Here is a 24,584-nt window from a genome sequence, read left to right on the forward strand (position 1 = left end):
TTAGTCTCCAGGATTCCCGGGGCGGTTCATTCCCAAAATGCACTTGGTTTTACACCGGAATATTCTCATCGTATCCTGCTTGTTGCGTTTCGTTTTGTGTTTGTGGATCCGGGAATGCATATTCAACGCCTTCCAGTTCAATCCATAGTGCATTACGACCAGCTTTGATTGTCGGCCAGTCCATACCTTTGATTCTTTCCCATGAGCGGGAGGTGAATGTTTTTTCCAGCAAATCAGCTTTTGCGCGTTTGGCGTCGTTACTGGTGCCCCCATGGTGCTTGTTGAGCAACTCGATAATTTCATCAAGTGCGATTTCTTTTGCACGCTTTTCTTTTAGCCATGTCGGTGTACCGTCGTTGGCAAATAATTCACTGTTATCCCGTGAGGTATCGATGCCGGGGTGTTCACCTCCCAGGTTAAGAGACTCGATATGAGGAAGAAAGTTTTTAAATGTTGGGTTTGAAAATACCTGTCCATCAATACGGGTGGAGCGATCTTTTAGTATTCTGGCGGTGCGCCACACCTGACCGGTTTCTATGTTCATTTGCTTCTCCATCTGGATCCGGATGGAGGGTTCATAACCGGTTTCTGTTTCTGCTTTCATTTTTATACCGGTTTTTGCCAACTGGCGTTTGCCATCATCACCTTCGAAAAAGTCATACTCATATCCTGCACGCCCGCACATAATAATGTGCGCCTGACTGTTAACAAATCGATCGGTAAAGCGTCGCCACTCCTGTTTGAGCCACGCCCAGTCTGAAAATTCCAGTCCTCGTTTACGGTTTCGGCGTCTGGCATACTCGTCGCATAATCCGGTCCAGAAGTGACTGATGGAGTCGATGATCATTACGGAACCGCTGCTTTCCGCTTCATTAATGGCTTCAAGCAGATCAACAAACGAGCGGGTTTTTGCCGTAAATAATTCGATATTTTCCGCATCAAAGCGGGGTTTAACCCAGTCAGAGCCTGTTTCTGTGTCCAGAAACATTACCGGGCGGTTACCAGCTTCAATTCCCCGTTGCCGCATAAGCATTACCAGACCAATAGCCAGTTCGCTTGCTGTGTAGGTTTTGCCGTCGCCAGCAAACCCCATAATTCCTGCTTTTAGATAGGCCTGTGTGTTTATTGCTCGTTGAAAAAGCGCCATAGATTTTAGTCCTCCAAATCAATATCAACCTGGTGGTGGGCAATGGTTTCAGCCATGTACCGGATGTGTTCTGCCATGCGCTCCTGAAACTCAACATCATCATCAAATGCGTGGCTGATTGCCTGTTTATTGGCACCGTGGCGTTGCAAATGGTCGATGCAGAGCGATTCAAACAGGTGCTGAGGCAGACCTTTTTCCAGGTCGTCCGCCAGTTCCGTTTCTTTTTCTTCACGAACGATCTGCTGGTAGTGACGAGCCCATGCCATTTCTTCAATACGATCAAAAATCGGATAAGCGCTCTGAGGTAGCCTGAGTTTAACGGACACTCCTTCCTGAAATAGAATGGCATCAGAAGGAGCTAATAATGAGCAGAAAAACCCAACGTTACTCTAAATAGTTCAAAGCCGAAGCTGTCAGAACGGTTCTTGAAAATCAACTTTCGATCAGTGAAGGCGCTTCCCGATTATCTCTTCCTGAAGGCACTTTAGGACAATGGGTTACCGCCGCCAGAAAAGGGCTCGGTACTCCTGGTTCCCGCACGGTGGCTGAACTGGAATCTGAAATTCTGCAACTGCGTAAGGCGTTAAATGAAGCTCGCCTTGAGCGCGATATATTAAAAAAAGCAACAGCGTATTTTGCACAGGAGTCGCTGAAAAATACGCGTTAATCGAACAATGGCGACAACAATTTCCCATTGAAACGATGTGTCAGGTATTTGGTGTATTCAGAAGCTGATCTTACAACTGGGTACAGAATGAACTCTCAGACCGAAAACAAAGTGATGATCGGTTAAAACTGGAGATTAAAGTGTCACATATTCTGACTCGCGAAACATATGTAACCCGGCAGTTCCTCACGGAACTGGCAGAGAATGGCATCATCGTTGGTCGCGACCGACTGGCACGTCTTCCGCTGGAGCTGACGCTACGCTGCACGTAAAAGCACTAGTTCAGAGCAACTACGAACGCGAACCACAATCTGCCAGTTGCGCCAAATCTGGTGAACCACACGTTGGCTCGTACATCACCAAATCAGGTCTGGGTGGCGGACCTGACGTATGTTGACACACATGAGGGATGGTTGTACCTCGCTGGCATCCAAGATGTTTATACGTGTGAAATTGACGGCTACGCCATGGGAGAGCGCATGACAAAAGAGCTGACAGGTAAAGCCCTGTTTATGGCGCTCAGGAGCCAGCGCCCACCTGCCGGGCTAATCCACCACTCTGATCGAGGTTCACAGTACTGCGCATACGATTACCGGGTCATACAGGAGCAGTTTGGTCTGAAAACATCAATGTCGCGTAAAGGTAACTGTTACGACAACGCTCCGATGGAAAGCTTCTGGGGAACGCTGAAAAATGAGAGCCTGAGCCACTATCGTTTTAATAACCGGGATGAAGCCATCTCAGTAATACGGGAATACATTGAGATTTTCTACAATCGTCAGCGTCGTCACTCTCGTCTGGGGAATATCTCCCCGGCAGCCTTCAGGGAAAAATATCATCAGATGGCTGCTTAAAAAAAGAACAAATGGTAGTGTCCGCTATTGCCAGTACACCTCACAGGCTACCTCAAGGCAGCCAGTAATTTGTCTGCATCGACAGGATTTTTGGGCGGAATGTTTTTCCGGGCTTCATGGAGTTCTGCCCGTAGTTCCTGATATTTCTCATCAACAGAATTTACCTGTGACTGAGCATCCAGCGGCTGCGTGTTCTGATGATGTTCAGTTGCATCCGGTTCCATTGTTTCAGCCGTTGCCTGTTCATCTGCCATTGCGCCAGATGGCTGCGTTTTTTCTTCATCATCCTGTTTTCCTTCTTCTGTTACACGTTGCGGCATCGGGGCAGAGGAGCGACCGCAGGCAATATCCACGATTTCCGGATCAGGGTTGGCATGATCGGTTTCAGTCAGTACCTTGTTCAGATATTCAGTGACGTGAGCGGGGATGACCTCGATACCAATCGGTGCTTCTTTCACTGACGCAACCACGATGGCGCGGGAATAATCCATCCCGCCAGGCATGGTGATGAATTTGTCGCGGAAAACAGAAAAGGGCGGTTTATTTTCAGCGATAATTTCCTCGACACGTTTAGCGTGTGCCGGATGAAGGTTATAAATGTCCACGTCCATTGAACGAGCCAGTACGCCAGTGGCTACGTCGCGCGCCAGTGACGTCAGATCGTGAACGAAACCTTCGCCGCGATCGGTGAGGTTCCCGCCGCCAGCATTAGCGCCGGAAGCCGTGCGCGTGATGCGTGAAACACGATTTCCTTTCATCCACTCTTTTGTCAGCAGACCGCGATCGGTGTAGTCTGCGTCCATGTATGCTTCGAAAAAAGCAGTCATCAGCCCCAGGCTTGAATTGCCTGGATTAGGGAAAACTCTGTCAGTATCACGCACCAGTTTGTGGAGATCGCGAATTTCCAGCGGATCGAGCAGGCTGGTTTTGTGGGAAACAGCCAGGGCAGTAACAGCTGGTAGTTCTTCATCCCGAGCAATGTGTAATGCCTGGAGTTCGTCGCGTGAAACGTGCGTTACTGGTTTTTCGCTGCCGTGTTGCGCAAGCCAGCGAATGGGCAGTTCCTGACCGGAAACTGGCAGGAGCATGTTCTCCTCAATTTCTGTCATGTCTTCGCCGTTGACGTTGGTATTGTCAGTGCTGGCCGGTTTGTCCTGAACAGAGGGAGAAGATGCGATAAATACCATTGTGATGCCATCTTCCCCGCCTTTTTCGTAACGGTTGCAGAATTCCGTATCAAATACGCCTTCTGGCGGGAGGTCATCAACAACGGGCAAATTGACGCGAACAGGTTTTTTAAAGTCATCTTCATCGTAGCCTGCATCGTCAATCGCAACAGCACCACGGGAGATGGCAATGGATAATTTTTTCGCTTCAGCCCAGTAAAAACCGCCTTTAATACCGAGACGTTTTCTTACTTTGTCATTTTTTGCTTCGTAATACAGTGGGTAAACTTGTTTATCGGTGTTCATTGTTTTTTAACCTCAACTCAGATTAAAATTACTGCGAGTGATGAATAAATGTCCCAGGTTCTTCATTCAGGCCTGCACAGTGTGCAGGCTTTCTTTTTTTCAGATTTCACCTTTTAATTTCATTGCAATCAGAGTTGCCAGAAATTCGGCTTTTTTTTCTGCGGGCAGATTCTTTCCTATGTGCACCAGACACATTTTTTTTACACCATCGTTAAGTGTTTTAACGTTGCCTGATGGACCGTCGATATCAACCACAGTGAATGGGGTTTCTTTATTTTCTGTCTTAATCACGTAGCCAATACGCTTTCCTTCCAGATTAACCTCGTGAACAATGTCATCAGTAGTTACAACAGTGGCTTCATAACTGGTAATCATGTTTTTCTCCTTAATTAAGGTTGAGCGAATCCCTGCCATTGCTGGCATAAATTCAGTTTCGGATAGTCAGTTAATTAAAGTTCGTGTGCCATCTGGTCTTTTTCGGCACAGATTTCACTACAATATTTTTTCATTTCCGTCGTTGGTATAACTCCACGCATGAAATGAAGTGGTCTTGTAATGATTTTGCTTTCTTCAATTTCTTTATTGCAAAGGTGATAAGCACATTTTATTTTCTTAGTCATTACCATGACTCCGCCTTTACAGGTAAACCATCACGACCGAGGAAGACTTTAATCATGCAGTCAGAAATGCATGTTTTTGTAGTCAGGCTACGAATATAAAGTTTTCGCTTTTTAATATTGTTTGCCGAGGCGATATATGTCCGACCTTCATGAAGAACATAATCGCCAGGAGTCACACACTGACGTGGTATTTCATCAGTTCCGAAGTGATGAGCAATCATGGAAGCCTCCTTAATAAACAGTCTTACAAAGGAAATCTCAGGAAAGTTATTTAATACTTAGCAGCTGGATTTGCCCCTATATTTCCAGACATCTGTTATCACTTAACCCATTACAAGCCCGCTGCCGCAGATATTCCCGTGGCGAGCGATAACCCAGCGCACTATGCGGATGCCATTCGTTATAATGCTCGAACGCCTCTGCAAGGTTCTTTGCTGCCGTTAACCCGTCTGGTTTGGGCATGATACTGATGTAGTCACGCTTTATCGTTTTCACGAAGCTCTCTGCTATTCCGTTACTCTCCGGACTCCGCACCGCCGTGTTCTTCGGTTCAAGTCCCAACATCCGGGCGAACTGGCGTGTTTCATTAGCCCGGTAGCATGAACCATTATCCGTCAGCCACTCCACTGGAGACGACGGAAGATCGTTGCCGAAGCGGCGTTCCACCGCTCCCAGCATGACGTCCTGTACTGTTTCACTGTTGAAGCCGCCGGTAGTCACCGCCCAGTGCAGTGCCTCACGATCACAGCAGTCCAGCGCGAACGTGACACGCAGTCTCTCTCCGTTATCACAGCAGAACTCGAACCCGTCAGAGCACCATCGCTGATTGCTTTCTTTCACGGCCACTCTGCCTGTATGTGCCCGTTTCGATGGCGGTACAGCAGGTTTTCGCTCAAGCAACAGCGCATTCTGGCGCATGAGCCGGTAAACACGTTTGGCATTGATCGCAGGCATACCATCAAGTTCTGCCTGTCTGCGAAGCAGCGCCCATACCCGACGATAACCATACGTGGGCAGCTCTCCGATAACATGGTGTATACGGAGAAGCACATCCGTATCATCAGTGTGACGACTGCGGCGGCCATCCATCCAGTCATCGGTTCGTCTGAGAATGACGTGCAACTGCGCACGCGACACCCGGAGACAACGGCTGACTAAGCTTACTCCCCATCCCCGGGCAATAAGGGCGCGTGCGCTATCCACTTTTTTGCCCGTCCATATTCAACGGCTTCTTTGAGGAGTTCATTTTCCATCGTTTTCTTGCCGAGCAGGCGCTGGAGTTCTTTAATCTGCTTCATGGCGGCAGCAAGTTCAGAGGCAGGAACAACCTGTTCTCCGGCGGCCACAGCAGTAAGACTTCCTTCCTGGTATTGCTTACGCCAGAGAAATAACTGGCTGGCTGCTACACCATGTTGCCGGGCAACGAGGGAGACCGTCATCCCCGGTTCAAAGCTCTGCTGAACAATTGCGATCTTTTCCTGTGTGGTACGCCGTCTGCGTTTCTCCGGCCCTAAGACATCAATAATCTGTTCTCCAATGACAAGTCTAAAAACTGGTATTAAGACTATCACTTAAATAAGTGATACTGGTTGTCTGGAGATTCAGGGGGCCAGTCTAGCAGCTGCTCTACGGTCATATTTTTAATTGCGCTCCGGTTTACAAGAGCCCACCCCTGTTTTTCCAGATAAAACTGGAAAGTATCCAGGGTACAGACCAGTGCACCGTCAGGAACAGTTTCGGTGAATCTGATATTGCCGTGTTCGTCGAAGTGCACAACCAGAGTGCGACCGTTACCCGGAATCATCTTGTCAGCGGACGGGGTATTATTCTGGTGCAGTTCTGCCTCCATGCGGTCGAACATCAGCGATGTAGGCCTCTTTGAATGCAGCGGCTTTTTTCCCAGTGAAGCCCATCACCAGGAAAACGAAGCCGTTTTTGGTGATTTGGTACATTGGGCGTTTTTCGCCTTTGGTGTCGGTGTAGGTGACGTCCTCAAAATTGAGGGCGTTAAATTCAGGTGAGCATTCAGTATTTGCGATGGCACGTAACACATTGTCGTGTCGTTTGTGGAAGAACTCTGCAACCGCAACAGACGTAGTGACAGCGCGACCGTTTTCGATGGTTACGTCAGGGTGAGAAAGGGCAGGGATAGTAGCCATGATGGCATCCTCGAGTGATAAGTTAATTAACTCACCACCGAGGTTTTCCACGACCATAAGGGTGGTGAGACGTACAGGGGTGGAAATACCGGTCACTCGAGAACCCGGCCAGTCTTGCGACTGCCCTGCACATCCCACCATAATTTGAATGGAGCTGTGCATTACGCATAAAAAAACCGCTTCAGCGCGGCTATGCGCTCGAGTAACGTTCGGGTTTCCACGCCCGGCCCCCGTTTTATGAGGTGCAGATGCACTATAATTCCACCCGTTCTGGTTTTCAATAGCTACATTCAACATTTTCTCTTACCTTTCATCACCGAAGTGAACTTTGTTGATGCGGTGCCTGGTGCCTCCAGGTGACGTTAACCAGTTAACAATTAACGCCGGATACAGGGAAACCCATAACCACCCGATACGTGGGAACTAATCGCTTTTTAACTGTTCCGCGTGCGCTCAGCCGCATTCACCGCATCACAAAATTCACTTTAAAAAGGGCGGACATCAGCCAGCAATGAAACTGATGCCGCCAAAGGTACCAATCAACATGGAGTGTTGTGGCGTGGTTGTCACTTAAGCGTATGGTCAACCTGACAACCCGGTGTCCTCAACGGGGAAGGAATAACTCCGCCATACTTACCGCCGCGTCATTTCGCGTTGTGTGCCTGCTTTTAACTACGTCAGGCGAGGTGGTTCCTGTTATTCCCCAACAACAAGAAATTTGTATAATCTGAATACCCCAACAATAAGAAGAGTGAGCAAGTGATGTATTAGCGATGTCAGCTCTCAAAGAGACTGCATCAATGTTAAAATTATTCAATGAAGCAAAAACTCAGGCTGAGGTTGATCGCGCTGTGTCTGAAATAAACTCTAAGTTGTCAAGCATTCAGCTTGAATATTTGTCATCTCATTGATGAGCTGACAATCTCTAAAAGCAATGAGGCTGCGCTCAAAGCAAAACTCACGGAGATAGAAAAGTTTAAGTTCCAAAGTGAAGACTGCGAACCTCGCTAATTGATTACTGGAACGATTGTGTATGCCAGACAGTGCAATACTAGCTCTGGCAAGATTACCATGTATTTTTGTCCAGAATGTTTTGCGAAGAGAGCAATATCTATATTGCAACCTTTCCCTATCGAGGAAGGCGATAAATATACGAAAACTCAATGCCCCTCCTGTAAAAATGAGTATCTCATGGACTACAATTTCAATAATGATTTTTGAGTCACGGTATTCAGATTTTTAAAGAACATGCCGGATACTCACCCGTGTCCGGCGCACGCACTCCACCTCACCCGTGGAGAACTCCTTAATTACCAACCTTGGCTTCGTTGGTTAGCCATTAACGCTGGTATGTAATCATTCTGGCAATGCTTAATTTGAAGTGGCACACTGAATTTGGCCACCTGAACAGAGGTGATATGCTCACCTCAGAACAACAGTAAGCGCCCCATCAGCGACGTCTTGTGAAAATTGTCCTGTCTGGCAACAATCGCGCCCATCTATATTGATGGACACGAACGATGAATTCCCAGACAACAAAAGATATTCCCTGCTTCCGTTCTTATTTGCCTGATGCCCTGCGTTTAAGATTTGAAGATAAACTGACCATCCGGGCCATCGCTCAGCGTCTGGGTCTCAGTCATTCCACAATACATACGCTTTTTCAGCGATTTCTTGCATCCGGTATCGCATGGCCATTGCCCGATTCAGTTTCATTCGCTCAACTTGACGCCATCCTTTATGCCAACAGAAAGAAGGAATTAACAGAGCCTCAAATCAGAGAAGGCTCATGGCGAAAAGAACGGCGAACCAGCTATAGCCGTGAATTTAAGGTCCGTCTGGCTAAGCAGGCGTTACAGCCTGGGGCTGTTGTTGCCCGGATCGCCAGAGAACACGATATCAGGGATTTCAGTGCCCAGTACTCCCACCGGAACGTATATAGCATCCCCACAATTTTTCATTACGGGATGTTCAGAGCATTCATTACCGGGGTCATATTGCGCCCTGTCCGGGGTGCCGGATGCTCATGTCTCTGGCGCAATGCCCGGGCTTTTTATTCGCACATCGTGAGGAATGCACCGTGGAAATTAAAAAAATCATTAATCCCCGTTATACCGAAAGTGGCGCAGTAGACTGTGACGTTTTTTTTGACGACAGGGACCAGGCAGTCCCCTACACAGCCACCGCTGATGATGTCGCTCCGACGGGTCAGCAAATCTGGCAGGAACTGCAAAGCGGCAAATGGGGTGAGATAGCCCCATTCACTGTGACACCAGAAATGCTGGAAGCGGCCAGAGAGGCCAGACGTCAGGAAATTGAAGCATGGCGCGCAGAACAGGAGGCGAAACCGCTCACGTTTGAATGGAACGGTCGTATCTGGAATGCTGGTCCCGATTCACTGGGCCGCCTGTCCCCGGTAGTCATGCTGGCAAAATCTGTCACAGCACAAACACATATGGCGTGGAGCGATGCCGATAATCAGCAGGTGAAACTGTCGATGCCGGAACTGGAAGAACTGGCGGCAGCAATGGTGCAGGCGCAGGTCGATCGCAACGATGAGATTTATCGCCGTCAGCGTGAAATGAAAGAGGAGCTGAGCGGTCTGGATGATTTGGCTTCAATTCGGGCGTTTGACGTTGAGTAATGAATAAGCCGCAACTGGCGGAATCACAGAAGACCGCTTTGCTTACCGAAGCGGAGTCTGTCATCCGGCCGCCGGGGCGTGCTGTCAGGCTGAACAGGGAAACGGATGAATCCGGGGAGGCCCGGGGGCGGGCCTCTGTTTTTCCGGAGTCAGTCCGGTCTGTGGTTTATGCGATGTGATTATGAATGGTGCAGTTGTGAGCCGTTTTCAGACAATCGCAGGGCCAGTACCTCGTCAGTCACTTGACGGTAAATCTGCTGTTCAGTCTCACGCATCACCTGTGCACCGGCTTCCCTCTCCGCATCCGCATCACCGCTCAGACCTGATGCTTTCAGCCGGTCAGCCACCCTCTGAGAGTACTCATTCTCCAGCATCTCATATTTCTGCTCTTCTGCCTGCGCCCAGCGGTCAGCTTCCGTACGCTTCAGTACAGCATGCCATGGTCCCCAGAGGGAGAACCAGTCCGTAAATTCATTCTCTTCACGGCTTCTGACCATGGCTTCGGCAGTGCGGAGGTCATTTGCTGTCACTCCCGACACGCCATAGAAACGCATTTCCTTCACGGCAGTGGAGAGCTGAAGTTTCTCTGCGAGCATGGTCTGGAAGGCCAGGTAGACTTCTATCTCATCCACAAAATGGAGAGTTCTGACTTTATCCCGGGCAATATCCTCCAGAATTTCGAGGCGGAACATTTCCCTGCCCAGGGAGAGCAGAGCGCCGGTATCATTATCGAAAAGGCCTTCTGATGCCTGATGGACCAGGAGGGTTTTCCGGAGATTGTTCCATGTGAGCGCGACACGGTCCTCACAGCTTTCAGTGGCATCAGCAGCAACAGCGAAAGACTGCTGTCGAAGCTCTGCAGAGGTACTGAGTTTTTCCAGCCATGCAGCGACCTGTTCACGGAATCCGGAGGTATTGCGTGCAGAGACGGTATCGGAAAGGCGGTCAAGGAACGCGGAAAAGGTGTTGGCGTGCTCTTCATGTTCAAAAGCATGCCATATCTGTGATACATCAGATTGTTTGTTTTCCGGGAACCATGCTGTCACGGCATCAGCCAGGGGGCGATGGAGTGTATTCTGTTGTCCGTCACTCATGGAGAAGTAAATCCGTGGGCCGTGGTAGTCCGGTTGGGCGGTTTGTTGCGACAGAGACTCCCTGATCCGTGAGGACAGAGGATTGTCTTCGAGGATGATAGTGCAGGTCGGATCAAGGCTAAGTATATTTTCCGGAATGTGTGTGATGCGATTCTCGCGGCACCGGAAAAATATCTCGGTTTCCTCTGAGTGATGATTTCTTACAGGTACGGCTGGTAGGCTTTCCAGAAGATTAGTACTTACATCGAGCGCTTCCAGTGATTCAGGTAACTCAGGGAGAAATGTCAGCTGGTTATTTCTTACTGAGAGCACTTCCAGCGATGTAGGTAATTCAGGAAGCATGGTTAGCTGATTGTTATCTGCATTAATATATTCCAGCAATGCAGGCAATTCAGGAAGCATGGTTAGTTGGTTGTTATCTACATCAAGATGTTTCAGAGATGCGGGTAATTCAGGAAGTGTTGACAGGCGATTGTCACAGGCGTCAAGGTATTCCAGCGATGCTGGCAATTCTGGTAATGATATTAGGGCATTCTGAGTAATTTCCAGAACAGTGATTTGAGGTGGTAAGTTGTCAGGTAGCGAGGACAGATTTAAACGATTCAGTTGAAGCTCACTGAACTGATTGATGAGACATTCTTTAAGTAGGGAGACCGCTTCATTCCGATTTTCACCGGGGAGCGCTTGTTTTTCCCATTTATCCCATGCTGAAAAGTAATCAGCATATGTACCGGAAATAGTGTTATAAAAAGAATTTTGGGACAATGAAAAGTTATTATTTATCGGTAACATGATGGACATTCAGTTAAAGCCGATGGACAAATGGCTTTGTTAAAAGAAATAAGTAGGAGTTTTTATGAAGTTCATTCCATGAAATGAACTTCAGCACTTTTTTATTATAAAAGGACAAACAAAATTGGCTGTAAAAAAACGATACTGTTTCAGTTAACTGTGAATAGCTTGCTTGCACCGTATTGTTCTTGTTTTTCGGTTAGTTAAACATCGTACTTCATATTTGAACGTTCTGCCGGAATGCATTATCAATAGAGGTAAAGTCGCAACCCCAAATCGTAAAGGAAACCGTAGCACGTCGTATGCAAGAACGTGCCACGGCTGGCTGATGGATGTTCGATAGCGCGAGTTTGAATGAAAATCAGCCGGAGATGATTTTACATAATTGCTACGGAATTATTCAATACAGGAATTGCTTGCGTCTGCATGGATTGACCTGAAATATTCCCGAAAATTTCTCTAAAAAACTCGAAAAAAATGGTAACTGGTTGAATGGGTAATGCTGCCAACTTACTGATTTAGTGTATGATGGTGATTTTAAGGTGCTTGCGTGGCTTCCATTTCCATCAGATGTCCTTCCTGCTCCGCTACTGAAGGCGTGGTGCGTAACGGCAAAGGCACTGCCGGACATCAGCGCTATCTCTGCTCTCATTGCCGTAAAACATGGCAACTACAGTTCACTTACACCGCCTCTCAGCCCGGTACGCACCAGAAAATCATTGATATGGCCATGAATGGCGTCGGATGTCGTGCCAGTGCACGCATTATGGGCGTTGGCCTCAACACGGTTTTACGTCACTTAAAAAACTCAGGCCGCAGTCGGTAACCTCGCGCATACAACCGGGCAGTGATGTGATTGTCTGCGCTGAAATGGACGAACATTGGGGCTACGTCGGTGCTAAATCACGTCAGCGCTGGCTGTTTTACGCGTATGACAGGATACGGAGGACGGTTGTGGCGCACGTCTTCGGTGAACGCACTCTGGCCACACTGGAGCGTCTTCTGAGCCTGCTGTCGGCCTTTGAGGTCGTGGTATGGATGACGGATGGCTGGCCGCTGTATGAATCACGCCTGAAGGGAAAGCTGCACGTTATCAGCAAGCGTTACACTCAGCGCATTGAGCGACATAATCTGAATCTGAGACAACATCTGGCAAGGCTGGGACGGAAGTCACTGTCGTTCTCAAAATCGGTGGAGCTGCATGACAAGGTCATCGGGCATTATCTGAACATAAAACACTATCAGTAAGTTGGAGTCATTACCGGTTGAATGTATTAATATGCAATGGTACGTGTCAGGGATTAAAAGATGAACGTAAATTTATTCAACGCATTAATTTTAAAGGGTTTTATTGTTTGTTGACGAAAACAGGAATCATGTTCGGTCTCTTTTTATCTGTTAAAAGCCAGAAGCATTTCCTTCGCTGACTTTATAGTCAACCATAACACACACTCTACTGTCTGAGTCCAGCGTTTTTTAACATTCTTGTTAAGATTATGTGATCTTTAGCGCGGGAGGAAAATATTGATGAAACAGCCTGCGCCCGTTTATCAGAGAATTGCGGGTCATCAATGGCGACATATCTGGCTTTCTGGCGATATACACGGTTGTCTTGAGCAGTTGCGCCGCAAATTATGGCATTGTCGTTTTGATCCGTGGCGAGATTTACTTATCTCAGTGGGAGACGTTATCGATCGTGGGCCGCAAAGTTTACGTTGTCTGCAGTTACTGGAACAACATTGGGTTCGTGCGGTAAGAGGCAATCATGAACAGATGGCGATGGATGCGCTGGCATTCCAGCAGATGTCTTTGTGGTTGATGAATGGCGGCGACTGGTTTATTGCGCTGGCAGATAATCAACAGAAACAAGCGAAAACGGCGCTGGAAAAATGTCAGCATTTGCCCTTTATTCTTGAAGTACACAGTCGCACCGGCAAGCATGTTATTGCTCATGCCGATTATCCAGATGATGTTTGAGGTAGCCTGAGTTTAACGGACACTCCTTCCTGAAATAGAATGGCATCAGAAGGAGCTAATAATGAGCAGAAAAACCCAACGTTACTCTAAATAGTTCAAAGCCGAAGCTGTCAGAACGGTTCTTGAAAATCAACTTTCGATCAGTGAAGGCGCTTCCCGATTATCCCTTCCTGAAGGCACTTTAGGACAATGGGTTACCGCCGCCAGAAAAGGGCTCGGTACTCCTGGTTCCCGCACGGTGGCTGAACTGGAATCTGAAATTCTGCAACTGCGTAAGGCGTTAAATGAAGCTCGCCTTGAGCGAGATATATTAAAAAAAGCAACAGCGTATTTTGCACAGGAGTCGCTGAAAAATACGCGTTAATCGAACAATGGCGACAACAATTTCCCATTGAAGCGATGTGTCAGGTATTTGGTGTATCCAGGAGCGGTTATTACAACTGGGTACAGCATGAACCCTCAGACAGAAAACAAAGTGATGAGCGGCTAAAACTGGAGATTAAGGTGGCACATATCCGCACTCGCGAAACATATGGAACCCGGCGGCTCCAGACGGAGCTGGCAGAGAATGGCATCATCGTTGGTCGTGACCGACTGGCACGTCTTCGTAAGGAGCTGAGGCTACGCTGTAAGCAGAAACGCAAGTTCAGAGCGACTACGAACCCGAACCACAATCTGCCAGTTGCGCCAAATCTGCTGAACCAGACGTTCGCTCCTACAGCACCAAATCAGGTCTGGGTGGCGGACCTGACGTATGTTGCCACACAGGAGGGATGGTTGTACCTCGCTGGCATCAAAGATGTTTATACGTGCGAAATTGTCGGCTACGCCATGGGAGAGCGCATGACAAAAGAGCTGACAGGTAAAGCCCTGTTTATGGCGCTCAGGAGCCAGCGCCCACCTGCCGGGCTAATCCACTACTCTGATCGAGGTTCACAGTACTGCGCATACGATTACCGGGTCATACAGGAGCAGTCTGGTCTGAAAACATCAATGTCGCGTAAAGGTAACTGTTACGACAACGCTCCGATGGAAAGCTTCTGGGGAACGCTGAAAAATGAGAGCCTGAGCCACTATCGTTTTAATAACCGGGATGAAGCCATCTCAGTAATACGGGAATACATTGAGATTTTCTACAATCGTCAGCGTCGTCACTCTCGTCTGGGGAATATCTCCCCGGCAGCCTTCAGGGAAAAATATCATCAGATGGCTGCTTAAAAAAAGAACAAATGGTAGTGTCCGCTATTGCCAGTACACCTCAGTTTATGAATGGCAAAAGGACGTTGATTTGCATCAGGTCTTGTGGAGCCGCTCGCGATTAGGTGAACGCCCAAAAGGGCAGGGAATTACAGGTGCTGATCATTTCTGGTTTGGTCATACACCGTTGCGACATCGCGTGGATATTGGCAACCTGCATTATATTGATACCGGTGCTGTCTTTGGGGGCTAACTGACTCTTGTGCAACTGCAATAATTAAAAATCACCATACTCCTGTGCTGGTTGCCAGAAACCATCTATAAAATCCTCAATCGGAAAACAACTGCCATGGCGGATCCGTTGATCGCTCATAGAATAAAGACACTGCTGTTCCGTGTTGTAGACATCCACAACAATATCTTCACAACCGCCATCCAGGTAGCAAACAAAAAGTACCAGCGCGAACATTTCATCCCCGAAGTGTGGTGCCGTACCGTTAAGTTTAGGAGAGATTTTACAACGGGGGAATAACCAGGACAAATAACCCGCCATGCCGACGGGTTCTTTTTGGATCAGGCAAGACGCATAATCCAGGCATCAGATTGTTGATCGTAACGGGTACGGTAAAGGACAGAGTGTTCGCCATTTAGCAGGGCAGGGATACTGGTTTCAGCATCCCAGGCATCCAGTTGCATACATAAATCGGGGTCAGATTTACAAGGAATGGTTAACGTTCGATCACCCGGCGATTCACCGTGTAATTCGCCGTCGTCGATTTCAAAAGCGCCTATGCGCACACTGGTTTTCATCTTCGTGCTCTCCATTTAGCTGCTGATTGTAGTACGACCAGTCCGATCGCACAATTTTTCAGCCTAGTTGAGGCCGGCGAATGTGCCAGTCAAAAAGTGCGCTTTTTTTGTGCGCTGTCATGCGTTACTGGTAAAAAGTTTCCCGTCCCGCACCAGTTCACGCGGGTAGCTGTTTTTCAGTCGCGAACCAATCCGTTTGGCTAAACCAATCGGCTGATGCTGGAAAGTAACCAACACGTCATCCGCCACTGGCGCGGCTTGCGGGTAAACATCGCGCCCGCGATACCACTCCTACGCTTCCTGCGGTGTCAGTTCAAAAGCGTTTACATTGTCGGGGGAGGCATGGGCAATAACCGCTTCATGCTGCCAGCGATAACCTTTGTTATGCGTTTCGGCAAGTTTAATCCCTAAGCGAGAAAATCGGACTTTACCGATCAGGGCTTCAATGCCTACCGGGAACAACCACAGTTCTTTGTCGCGTTGCCAGAGTCGCAGGTTTCCATCCCAGTTTAAGCCAACACTTGCAGCCGCCTGACGAATTTGTCCGGCTTCGCGATCTTTCACCGGGCTGAACGGGAAATTGCCCACTTTGTATTTTGGGGCGGGTAAGGCGGGGATCGCCTGAGTTTTACGCAGACGAGCAACGAAGAAGCCTTCGCAGTCGTAAATTTGTGGGAAAACATGCAAAAAACCTTCTTCGGTCAGCGCCTTGTTTGCACCAGGGAAGAGATCGCCAAGTGGTAAAAACTCTACTTCGTCGGGGTAAGTCTCTTTCAGCCACCGGCAAACGGCTTCGTTTTCTTCCCGGTTTAAGGTACAGGTCGAGTAAACCAGCGTACCGCCAGGACGTAATGCATGAAAGGCGCTGTCAATCAGTTCCCGTTGGGTAGCTGCGATTTCCTGATTGCTTTCGGGTGACCAGTTTTTTAGCGCATCGGGATCTTTACGCACCACGCCTTCGCCGGAGCAGGGAGCGTCCAGCAAAATGGCATCAAACATTTCTGGCACTGCCGCACCAAACACGCGGCCACCAAAATGTGTGAGCGCAACATTACTGATGCCACAGCGGCTGATATTGGCATGTAACACTTTTACCCAACTGGCGGAAAACTCATTGGCAAGGATTGCCCCTTCGTTATTCATCCGCGCGGCAATTTGCGTCGTTTTTGAGCCTGGCGCAGCAGCGACATCCATCACCCGCTGTGGTGCATTACCGTCAGCAAACAAGGCGGCGACGGGCAACATTGAACTGGCTTCCTGAATATAAAACAGGCCACTTAAATGCTCGGTGGTACTACCCAATGGCAATGCATCTTCATTGTCGCGTTCAATCCAGAAACCTTCTTCACACCACGGAATTGGCGTAAGCGTCCAGCCATAAGGAGCGGTTAATTGCAGGAAATCAGCAACGGAGATTTTCAGCGTATTAACGCGAATGCTGCGGCGCAACGGGCGCTGACAGGCGGCAAGAAAATCATCAAATGAGAGCGTCGAAGGCATAGCTTCGCGCATTTGTGTCAGAAACGCGTCCGGGAAATAAACGGTGTGTTGGGCCACGAGCATGTACCACTGGCAAAAAAACAGGCGCGCAGTTTAGCATAAGCGCTCCGGCGCAGGCACGCCGGAGCAGTGGGCATTATTTGGGAAGCGCAGTTCCCCATTCACGCCACTCTTTCGGTTCACTTTCCTGCAACAGGAAGTGTTTGCCTTCTTGGGCTTTCGGTGCAAGTGGCGTACCCGGAGGCGTGGCGAAGGCGATGCCGCCACGGATAAATTGGTTAAAGGTGCCGGTTTTCACTACGCCGCCCGTCAGACCAAAGTCCAGACTGTAACCCGATGCCAACCAGAAGACGGAATTGTTACGCACCAGGTGTTGATAGCGTTTACTGATGCGCATCGCAATCATCACGCGATCTGACAATGTCCCCAGCGTCATTCCGGTAACCGTACCTACTTCCAGACCACGGAACAGCACAGGCGTACCGATGCCTAACGAACCGGCTTCCGGCGCTTCAACAATAATGCTTAAACCATCTAGGTAACGCGAATCAGTAATGGTGGCCTCTTCTAATTCAAAGTCGCGACGAGGATTGCCACGGCCTGGTTCGACGTTGATATACGGCTGGAGGATAGTATCTAGATGCTCAACGCCAGCTGCCGAGATTTGCGGTGTGACCACTGAGAAGCGCGTACCACCGCGAGCAAAGGTCTGGACATATTCCGGATAGAGCACCGCCTTTGCCTGTACTTCATTGCGTGCGGTAATCAGATCCAGCGTCTGGATTTGCCCGATATCAATACCGAGATAGCGAATTGGCATCCCGACCGCCAGTTTTCCGGCATCGAAAGCGTGAAGCGTAATCTGCCTGCCAACCGCACGGGCCGCTGTTTCGGAAGCATACAGAATTCGCTTGTCGCCTTTACGCTGACTGGCGCTGGCACCACTGAGGTTATCGAAGCTAATGGCCCCCTTTAATGCTCTGGAGAGCGGGGATGCCTGTACGGTCAGGCCACTACCATTCAGCTGAACTTTCGCCCCGCCTTCTGCCCAGAACACGCTGTTGCTGGTCAAAAGGTTGCGATATTCCGGTTTAATGTGCAGATCGATATCGAACGCGTTAGCTCGCGGACGCACGGTAATAACTTCACCAACTTCAAATTTACGGTACAGCACTACCGATCCTGCCTGCACATCCGGCAGCGTCTCTGCACTCAAACTCATGGTTGTGGTGGGTAAATCGCTAAGGCTGTTCTCCAGCGCTTTTTCCAGATTGGCATACAGTGGATAGCTGGCTTTCATCTCGCCTTTATCGCCCGGCAGAATACGTATCCCGCCGTTAATCCATTCTGAGGCGCTGGCACCGAGAAACTCAACGCCATCCAGCCCCACCTTCACGTCGACACGGCTGTTGACGACAAATTTGCTATCGCCTTTTACCAGTTCTCGATGCTGAGGCTCGATGGCGACGGTAAAGGTGACGCCTTTGCTGGTGAGTTTACGATCGATAACCTGGCCTACCTGCACGCCGTGAAGAATGAGCGGCTGACCCGCATCAATACCGTAACTTTCCGGTGCTGTCAGGGTCAGTGTCAGAACGTCCGGCTCTTGCAGCAGGGCTTTTTCGCCCGGCACAACAACGAACTCTTTGCGTGGCTCGCCATCGCCGGGCACCAACTCAAAGGTTTTTCCGGTCAGCAGGGCGCTGAGATTAGCATCGCTAAGGGATAATTTCGGGTTGCGTAATTCGATGCGGGTATTTTCACGAAGCAGGGATCAACGGTCATTTCCCCAGTGACTTTACCACCAGGATTTAAATCCAGTTTAGTCAGCTGTCCGACTTCCAGCCCCTGATACATTAACGGCGTCGAGTCGGCGGTTAATCCTGCTCCACTCGGCAGTTCCAGTTTTATTATTACTCCACGCTGGCTGTGGGCCAGATCTTCATACAGACCAAAGGTATCTTCCGCCTCGGCAGGTTTCGACTCTTCAGGTGAATCGAAGGCAATCGCACCGTTAACCAGTGCCGCCAGACTTTCCAGTTTCACCTTCGCGCCACTGATACTGACGTTGGCATCAACGCCGGAAACGTTTCAGAAACGGCTACCTTTTTTCACCAGATCGGTAAAACGCCGCTCGATCAGGACATCAATCACCACGCCTTGCTTGTTGGGATTGATGGCATAGTCGTAGACTTTTCCCACCGGGATCTTGCGGAAATAGACCAATGAACCGCTGTTCAGCGAACCGAGAGCGGGGGCTTGCAGGTGGATCATCAGATCGCCATTGTCCAGCCGATATTTCGGTTGGGTATCGAGCGCGACAAAGTGATCCTGCTCTTTACCTTTACCCGGCATCATGCCGATATAGTTCCCACCGACGAGGGCGTCCAGCCCGGAGACACCTGCCAACGATGCTTTTGGCGTCATCAGCCAGAACTGAGTCTCTTCGCGCAGCGCATCTTTCATATCGGACTTGATGCTGACCTTGACTTCAATCTTACGAAGATCGTCGCTGAGGCTGATATCCTGCACTGTTCCGACTTCAACGCCCTGATAACGAACAGGCGTACGGCCCGGAACAATACCATCCGCCGACATAAAGTCGATGGTGACGGTATTACCCCGGTCCTGATAACTGTCCCAAATCAGCCAACCGGCAATCATTAGCGCGATGAAAGGCAGCAGCCAGAAAGGTGAGATACGGCGTTTATTTTTAATCTGCGCTTCAGTCGTCGAAGCGGGCGTTTCCTGACTCATGTGCATCCCAAAGTAAGCGGCTGTCCAGCCATTCCACAGCAAGAATAGTCAAAATTACGGCAGCGCCAAAATAAAACGCAGCCGGTCCCATAGTAAAAGCGAGGATCTGATCGCGATTAATCAGCGACATGGTTAAAGATATGACAAACAGGTCGAGTATCGACCAGCGTCCAATCCAGGTCACCATCCGCAGTAACAGAATGCGTGTGCGTAAACCTTGCTGGCATTTAAAATGAATGCTCAACAGTAAAGTGAACATGACGATCACTTTAGTAAACGGTACCAGAATACTGGCGATAAACACGATTCCCGCAACCGCAATGTTGCTACTTGCCAGCGACATAATTCCGGAAAGAATCGTATCTTCCTGCCGGCCACCATTCAGATAAATGATAGAAATAGGCAATAGGTTGGCTGGTAACAACAAAACGATTGACGCTAACAGCGCCGCCCAGCATTTTTGCAAACTATGACGACGACGCAGGCGTAGCGGGATATGGCAACGCGGGCAGAGACCACGCTGATCAGGATAGCCGGTAAAATGGCACCCAAGACAGACACGAAGTTTCTCGTCCCTACGCGTAGCGGGGCGCTGCGGATAATATCGCTCCCACAGCTCCTCAACATTAAGATGTGACAACGTCACCGTCGTTAAAATCACCAACGCCACAAAAGAGAACAAGCCGACACCCGCCTGGATATGGGCATAATCCTGTACCTTTATAGAAGCAACGCCAATGCCGACCAGGTAGATATCCAGCATTACCCACTCTTTAAGTCGCTCAAGCATCAGCAGTACCGGACGTAAATTCATTCCCAGTCGGTTACCAAACCATAAATATGCTATGGAGGACACCAGAATGAGGGGGGCACCAATAACGCAGAAAAAGACCATTGATCCCGTTATCGCATCGCCCTGTTTGGTCATTTGCCAGATGCCTTGCATGACGTTGGCGTCAATACGAATGCCTAACAGCCAGATATGCAACAGCGGTTCGCCCCAGGCAAACGGCATAAGCAACAGCATGGTGAAGGCCATTGCCGCCAGGCGCGTTAGCGACCAGTCGCGCCCGTCGCGAATTTTTGCCTGACAGCGCGGACAATAGGCACTTTGATGAGAATTTATCTCGGGCAGGCTAAACAGCATGTCACATTGCGGGCAACGTTGGTAATCACCACGCGGCAGTTCCTCGCCGATTGCCCTCACTGTTATCTTTTTTGTCGGCGTAATTTGTGGTGTGTTAAGAGCCATGACGTGCCAAATGTAATAAGAATTAACATTAATCTTAACCCATGATGGGAATGATCTTGAGCATTAACGCATTTAATGCTTATTTTAATAGGCTGGCAGTTCCAGGTAAGACAACCAAGTGATTAAGTAATGAACAAAACAGAATTTTACGCGGATTTAAATCGCGACTTTAACGCGCTGATGGCGGGAGAAACCAGTTTTCTGGCAACGCTTGCGAACACCAGTGCGTTGTTATACGAGCGTCTCACTGACGTTAACTGGGCAGGTTTTTATTTGCTTGAGGACGATACACTGGTACTCGGACCATTTCAGGGCAAAATTGCCTGTGTCCGGATACCCGTCGGGCGCGGGGTGTGCGGCACAGCGGTTGCCCGCAATCAAGTGCAGCGTATCGAGGATGTTCACGCGTTTGACGGGCATATTGCCTGTGATGCGGCGAGTAATTCTGAAATTGTTCTGCCGCTGGTGGTGAAAAATCAGATTATTGGTGTTCTCGACATCGATAGTACTGTCTTCGCTCGCTTTACAGACGAGGACGAGCAAGGCTTACGTCAGCTTGTGGCACAGCTTGAAAAAGTGCTTGCAACGACGGATTACAAAAAATTCTTTGCGAGCGTCGCAGGATAATCAACGGATAACGTAGCATTTACTGGTAGCGTCATTATAATGACGCCTGTTCATGCCTGCGCTTGTTGGCTACGTCCGTTGTAATCAGGAAATTTCATGGAAAATCAACCTAAGTTGAATAGCAGTAAAGAAGTAATCGCGTTTCTGGCCGAACGTTTTCCCCACTGTTTCAGTGCGGAAGGTGAAGCGCGTCCGCTGAAAATTGGTATTTTTCAGGATTTGGTCGATCGTGTTGCCGGGGAAATGAACCTGAGCAAAACGCAATTACGATCCGCTTTACGTCTCTACACTTCGAGCTGGCGTTATCTTTACGGTGTTAAACCCGGCGCAACGCGTGTCGATCTTGACGGCAACCCATGCGGTGAGCTGGACGAGCAACATGTAGAGCATGCTCGCAAGCAGCTTGAAGAAGCGAAAGCGCGTGTTCAGGCACAGCGTGCTGAACAGCAAGCGAAAAAACGCGAAGCTGCCGCAGCTGCTGGTGAGAAAGAAGACGCACCGCGCCGCGAACGCAAGCCACGTCCGACCACGCCACGCCGCAAAGAAGGCGCTGAACGTAAACCTCGTGCGCAAAAGCCGGTAGAGAAAGCGCCAAAAACAGTAAAAGCACCTCGCGAAGAACAGCACACCCCGGTTTCTGACATTTCAGCTCTGACTGTCGGACAAGCCCTGAAGGTGAAAGCGGGTCAAAACGCGATGGATGCCACCGTATTAGAAATCACCAAAGACGGCGTCCGCGTCCAGCTGAATTCGGGTATGTCTTTGATTGTGCGCGCAGAACACCTGGTGTTCTGAAACGGAGGCCGGGCCAGGCATGAACATGTTTTTTAGGCTTACCGCGTTAGCTGGCCTGCTTGCAATAGCAGGCCAGACCTTCGCTGTAGAAGATATCACGCGTGCTGATCAAATTCCGGTATTAAAGGAAGAGACGCAGCATGCGACGGTAAGTGAGCGCGTAACGTCGCGCTTCACCCGTTCTCATTATCGCCAGTTCGACCTCGATCAGGCATTTTCGGCCAAAATCTTTGACCGCTACCTGAATCTGCTCGATTACAGCCACAATGTGCTGCTGGCAAGCGATGTTGAACAGTTCGCGAAAAAGAAAACCGAGTTAGGCGATGAACTGCGTTCAGGCAAACTCGACGTTTTCTACGATCTCTACAATCTGGCGCAAAAGCGCCGTTTTGAACGTTACCAGTACGCTTTGTCGGTACTGGAAAAGCCGATGGATTTCACCGGCAACGACACTTATAACCTTGACCGCAGCAAAGCGCCCTGGCCGAAAAACGAGGCTGAGTTGAACGCGCAGTGGGACAGTAAAGTCAAATTCGACGAGTTAAGCCTGAAGCTGACAGGAAAAACGGATAAAGAAATTCGTGAAACCCTGACACGCCGCTACAAATTTGCCATTCGTCGTCTGGCGCAAACCAACAGCGAAGATGTTTTCTCGCTGGCAATGACGGCGTTTGCGCGTGAAATCGATCCGCATACCAACTATCTTTCCCGGCGTAATACCGAACAGTTCAACACTGAAATGAGTTTGTCACTGGAAGGTATTGGCGCAGTGCTGCAAATGGATGATGACTACACCGTTATCAATTCGATGGTGGCAGGTGGTCCGGCAGCGAAGAGTAAAGCTATCAGCGTTGGTGCCAAAATTGTCGGTGTTGGTCAAACAGGCAAGCCGATGGTTGACGTGATTGGCTGGCGTCTTGATGATGTGGTTGCCTTAATTAAAGGGCCGAAGGGCAGTAAAGTTCGTCTGGAAATTTTACCTGCTGGTAAAGGGACCAAGACCCGTACTGTAACGTTGACCCGTGAACGTATTCGTCTCGAAGACCGCGCGGTTAAAATGTCGGTGAAGACCGTCGGTAAAGAGAAAGTCGGCGTGCTGGATATTCCGGGCTTCTATGTGGGTTTGACAGACGATGTCAAAGTTCAACTGCAGAAACTGGAAAAACAGAATGTCAGCAGTGTGATCATCGACCTGCGTAGCAATGGCGGTGGGGCGTTGACCGAAGCGGTATCGCTCTCAGGTCTGTTTATTCCTGCGGGTCCCATTGTTCAGGTCCGCGATAACAACGGCAAGGTTCGTGAAGACAGCGATACCGACGGGCAGGTGTTCTATAAAGGCCCGCTGGTGGTACTGGTTGACCGTTTCAGTGCTTCGGCTTCAGAAATCTTTGCCGCGGCAATGCAGGATTACGGTCGTGCGCTGGTTGTGGGTGAACCGACGTTTGGTAAAGGCACCGTTCAGCAATACCGTTCATTGAACCGTATTTACGATCAGATGTTACGTCCTGAATGGCCAGCGCTGGGTTCTGTGCAGTACACGATCCAGAAATTCTATCGCGTTAACGGCGGCAGTACGCAACGTAAAGGCGTAACACCAGACATCATCATGCCGACGGGTAATGAAGAAACGGAAACGGGTGAGAAATTCGAAGATAACGCGCTGCCGTGGGATAGCATCGATGCCGCGACTTATGTGAAATCAGGAGATTTAACTGCCTTTGAACCGGAGCTGCTGAAGGAACATAATGCGCGTATCGCGAAAGATCCTGAGTTCCAGAACATCATGAAGGATATCGCGCGCTTCAACGCTATGAAGGACAAGCGCAATATCGTTTCTCTGAACTACGCTGTGCGTGAGAAAGAGAATAATGAAGATGATGCGACGCGTCTGGCGCGTTTGAACGAACGCTTTAAACGAGAAGGTAAACCGGAGTTGAAGAAGCTGGATGATCTATCGAAAGATTACCAGGAGCCGGATCCTTATCTGGATGAGACGGTGAATATCGCACTCGATCTGGCGAAGCTTGAAAAAGCCAGACCCGCGGAACAACCCGCTCCCGTCAAGTAATATCAATCAGGCACAAGAAATTGTGCCTGATTTTTTAACAGCGGCAAGATGCCGTAAATCAGATGCTACAAAATGTAAAGTTGTGTCTTTCTGGTGACTTACGCACTATCCAGACTTGAAAATAGTCGCGTAACCCATACGATGTGGGTATC

The 24,584-nt window shown here is 49.3% G+C and carries 18 protein-coding genes, 4 pseudogenes and 9 other annotated features (2 of these 31 cut by a window edge); of the genes and pseudogenes, 8 read left to right on the plus strand and 14 right to left on the minus strand.

Annotated elements, in window-relative coordinates:
- Positions 1 to 11,941 (plus strand) — a sequence feature (ipaH island II) (it extends 9,949 nt beyond the left edge of the window).
- Positions 1 to 29, minus strand: a mobile genetic element (partial) (it extends 480 nt beyond the left edge of the window). (Overlaps the previous feature by 509 nt.)
- Together SF1372 and SF1373 are read right to left on the minus strand one after the other, a co-directional pair.
- A complete protein-coding gene (locus SF1372; protein NP_707268.2) occupies positions 50 to 1,093 on the minus strand; it encodes a bacteriophage protein in 1,044 nt (347 codons plus the stop codon).
- Entirely contained in the window at positions 1,153 to 1,473 is a 321-nt protein-coding gene (locus tag SF1373; protein ID NP_707269.1) for a host-nuclease inhibitor protein Gam, read from the minus strand.
- Positions 1,448 to 2,711, plus strand: a mobile genetic element. Its footprint overlaps the gene before it by 26 nt.
- Between SF1373 and SF1374 the strand changes: the two are divergent.
- Positions 1,955 to 2,668 (plus strand): annotated as a pseudogene (locus SF1374). Its footprint overlaps the feature before it by 714 nt.
- On the opposite strand, the gene SF1375 reads toward SF1374, so the two are convergent.
- The 6 genes and pseudogenes from SF1375 to SF1380 all read right to left on the minus strand — a co-directional run bounded on the left by SF1375 (position 2,716) and on the right by SF1380 (position 6,584).
- Positions 2,716 to 4,140, minus strand: a complete 1,425-nt coding sequence (locus SF1375) for an exodeoxyribonuclease VIII (protein NP_707271.1) — start codon at positions 4,138 to 4,140, stop codon at positions 2,716 to 2,718.
- The gene (locus SF1376) at positions 4,240 to 4,515 is read right to left on the minus strand and encodes a hypothetical protein (RefSeq protein ID NP_707272.2); all 276 of its coding nucleotides are present in this window, start codon (positions 4,513 to 4,515) and stop codon (positions 4,240 to 4,242) included.
- Complete coding sequence (gene kil, locus SF1377) at positions 4,760 to 4,981, minus strand: FtsZ inhibitor protein (RefSeq protein ID NP_707273.1); 222 nt, start codon at positions 4,979 to 4,981, stop codon at positions 4,760 to 4,762.
- Positions 5,047 to 6,377, minus strand: a mobile genetic element.
- Entirely contained in the window at positions 5,058 to 5,963 is a 906-nt protein-coding gene (locus SF1378) for an IS2 transposase TnpB (RefSeq protein ID NP_707274.1), read from the minus strand. Its footprint overlaps the feature before it by 906 nt.
- Complete coding sequence (locus SF1379; protein NP_707275.1) at positions 5,921 to 6,331, minus strand: IS2 repressor TnpA; 411 nt, start codon at positions 6,329 to 6,331, stop codon at positions 5,921 to 5,923. Before SF1379 ends, SF1378 begins: the two co-directional genes overlap by 43 nt.
- Positions 6,328 to 6,584: pseudogene (locus tag SF1380) on the minus strand. Before SF1380 ends, SF1379 begins: the two are co-directional and overlap by 4 nt.
- Positions 8,358 to 8,821: a mobile genetic element (partial), on the minus strand.
- On the opposite strand from SF1380, the gene SF1382 reads away from it, so the two are divergent.
- A complete protein-coding gene (locus SF1382; protein NP_707278.1) occupies positions 9,000 to 9,563 on the plus strand; it encodes a hypothetical protein in 564 nt (187 codons plus the stop codon).
- On the opposite strand, the gene ipaH_3 is transcribed toward SF1382, so the two are convergent.
- Positions 9,743 to 11,458, minus strand: a complete 1,716-nt coding sequence (gene ipaH_3, locus SF1383; protein NP_707279.1) for an invasion plasmid antigen — start codon at positions 11,456 to 11,458, stop codon at positions 9,743 to 9,745.
- A gap of 3 nt (positions 11,942 to 11,944) precedes the next feature.
- Positions 11,945 to 12,712: a mobile genetic element, on the plus strand.
- Between ipaH_3 and insB the strand changes: the two genes are divergently transcribed.
- The gene (gene insB / locus SF1385) at positions 12,302 to 12,697 is read left to right on the plus strand and encodes an insertion element IS1 protein InsB (protein NP_707281.1); all 396 of its coding nucleotides are present in this window, start codon (positions 12,302 to 12,304) and stop codon (positions 12,695 to 12,697) included. It overlaps the preceding feature by 396 nt.
- A 261-nt stretch (positions 12,713 to 12,973) precedes the next feature.
- Positions 12,974 to 14,900, plus strand: a sequence feature ('Similar to Escherichia coli K12 protein phosphatase 1 modulates phosphoproteins, signals protein misfolding gi: 1788143 (220 aa). BLAST with identity of 99% in 642 aa. This CDS has been disrupted by insertion. The sequence has been checked and is believed to be correct.').
- A pseudogene (pphA, locus tag SF1386) lies at positions 12,974 to 14,900 on the plus strand. Its footprint overlaps the feature before it by 1,927 nt.
- Positions 13,424 to 14,687 (plus strand) — a mobile genetic element. Its footprint overlaps the pseudogene before it by 1,264 nt.
- Complete coding sequence (locus tag SF1387) at positions 13,826 to 14,644, plus strand: insertion sequence element IS600 protein (RefSeq protein NP_707282.1); 819 nt, start codon at positions 13,826 to 13,828, stop codon at positions 14,642 to 14,644. (Overlaps the previous feature by 819 nt.) The pseudogene pphA and the gene SF1387 overlap by 819 nt, the downstream one beginning before the upstream one ends.
- The 5 genes and pseudogenes from SF1388 to SF1392 form a co-directional block, all read right to left on the minus strand.
- Positions 14,901 to 15,176 (minus strand): hypothetical protein, encoded by a 276-nt coding sequence (locus tag SF1388; RefSeq protein NP_707283.1) that lies wholly within the window; start codon positions 15,174 to 15,176, stop codon positions 14,901 to 14,903.
- Positions 15,177 to 15,196: 20 nt separating this feature from the next.
- Positions 15,197 to 15,433, minus strand: coding sequence for a hypothetical protein (locus SF1389; RefSeq protein NP_707284.2), 237 nt, complete (start codon positions 15,431 to 15,433; stop codon positions 15,197 to 15,199).
- 291 nt (positions 15,434 to 15,724) lie between these two features.
- Positions 15,725 to 16,945 carry a 16S rRNA (cytosine(1407)-C(5))-methyltransferase RsmF gene (gene yebU / locus SF1390; RefSeq protein NP_707285.3) on the minus strand — a complete coding sequence of 407 codons (1,221 nt, stop codon included), beginning with the start codon at positions 16,943 to 16,945 and terminating at the stop codon, positions 15,725 to 15,727.
- A gap of 124 nt (positions 16,946 to 17,069) precedes the next feature.
- Positions 17,070 to 19,696: a sequence feature (Similar to Escherichia coli K12 conserved hypothetical protein gi: 1788138 (880 aa). BLAST with identity of 97% in 875 aa. This CDS contains an in-frame stop codon. The sequence has been checked and is believed to be correct.), on the minus strand.
- Positions 17,070 to 19,696: pseudogene (locus SF1391) on the minus strand. (Overlaps the previous feature by 2,627 nt.)
- Positions 19,659 to 20,942, minus strand: a complete 1,284-nt coding sequence (locus SF1392; protein NP_707286.1) for a hypothetical protein — start codon at positions 20,940 to 20,942, stop codon at positions 19,659 to 19,661. The pseudogene SF1391 and the gene SF1392 overlap by 38 nt, the downstream one beginning before the upstream one ends.
- A gap of 129 nt (positions 20,943 to 21,071) precedes the next feature.
- Between SF1392 and SF1393 the strand changes: the two genes are divergently transcribed.
- The 3 genes from SF1393 (at position 21,072) to prc (ending at position 24,432) form a co-directional block, all read left to right on the plus strand.
- Positions 21,072 to 21,569, plus strand: coding sequence for a hypothetical protein (locus SF1393; protein ID NP_707287.1), 498 nt, complete (start codon positions 21,072 to 21,074; stop codon positions 21,567 to 21,569).
- Positions 21,570 to 21,665: 96 nt separating this feature from the next.
- Positions 21,666 to 22,364, plus strand: coding sequence for a hypothetical protein (gene yebJ, locus SF1394; protein NP_707288.3), 699 nt, complete (start codon positions 21,666 to 21,668; stop codon positions 22,362 to 22,364).
- Positions 22,365 to 22,389: 25 nt separating this feature from the next.
- Entirely contained in the window at positions 22,390 to 24,432 is a 2,043-nt protein-coding gene (gene prc, locus SF1395; protein ID NP_707289.4) for a carboxy-terminal protease, read from the plus strand.
- Positions 24,433 to 24,584 lie beyond the last annotated feature (152 nt).

The organism is Shigella flexneri 2a str. 301, from assembly GCF_000006925.2.
In the GTDB taxonomy this organism is placed as follows: domain Bacteria; phylum Pseudomonadota; class Gammaproteobacteria; order Enterobacterales; family Enterobacteriaceae; genus ECMA0423.

What these genes read in the sequence shown, in the direction of transcription:
- SF1393 (NP_707287.1), top strand. Translation starts at nt 21,072, where the DNA reads ATGAACAAAACAGAATTTTACGCGGATTTAAATCGCGACTTTAACGCG.
- SF1376 (NP_707272.2), bottom strand. Translation starts at nt 4,515, where the DNA reads ATGATTACCAGTTATGAAGCCACTGTTGTAACTACTGATGACATTGTT.
- yebJ (NP_707288.3), top strand. Translation starts at nt 21,666, where the DNA reads ATGGAAAATCAACCTAAGTTGAATAGCAGTAAAGAAGTAATCGCGTTT.
- kil (NP_707273.1), bottom strand. Translation starts at nt 4,981, where the DNA reads ATGATTGCTCATCACTTCGGAACTGATGAAATACCACGTCAGTGTGTG.
- yebU (NP_707285.3), bottom strand. Translation starts at nt 16,945, where the DNA reads ATGCGCGAAGCTATGCCTTCGACGCTCTCATTTGATGATTTTCTTGCC.
- ipaH_3 (NP_707279.1), bottom strand. Translation starts at nt 11,458, where the DNA reads ATGTCCATCATGTTACCGATAAATAATAACTTTTCATTGTCCCAAAAT.
- SF1389 (NP_707284.2), bottom strand. Translation starts at nt 15,433, where the DNA reads ATGAAAACCAGTGTGCGCATAGGCGCTTTTGAAATCGACGACGGCGAA.
- prc (NP_707289.4), top strand. Translation starts at nt 22,390, where the DNA reads ATGTTTTTTAGGCTTACCGCGTTAGCTGGCCTGCTTGCAATAGCAGGC.
- SF1375 (NP_707271.1), bottom strand. Translation starts at nt 4,140, where the DNA reads ATGAACACCGATAAACAAGTTTACCCACTGTATTACGAAGCAAAAAAT.
- SF1388 (NP_707283.1), bottom strand. Translation starts at nt 15,176, where the DNA reads ATGGCGGGTTATTTGTCCTGGTTATTCCCCCGTTGTAAAATCTCTCCT.
- SF1372 (NP_707268.2), bottom strand. Translation starts at nt 1,093, where the DNA reads ATGGGGTTTGCTGGCGACGGCAAAACCTACACAGCAAGCGAACTGGCT.
- SF1387 (NP_707282.1), top strand. Translation starts at nt 13,826, where the DNA reads ATGTGTCAGGTATTTGGTGTATCCAGGAGCGGTTATTACAACTGGGTA.
- SF1392 (NP_707286.1), bottom strand. Translation starts at nt 20,942, where the DNA reads ATGGCTCTTAACACACCACAAATTACGCCGACAAAAAAGATAACAGTG.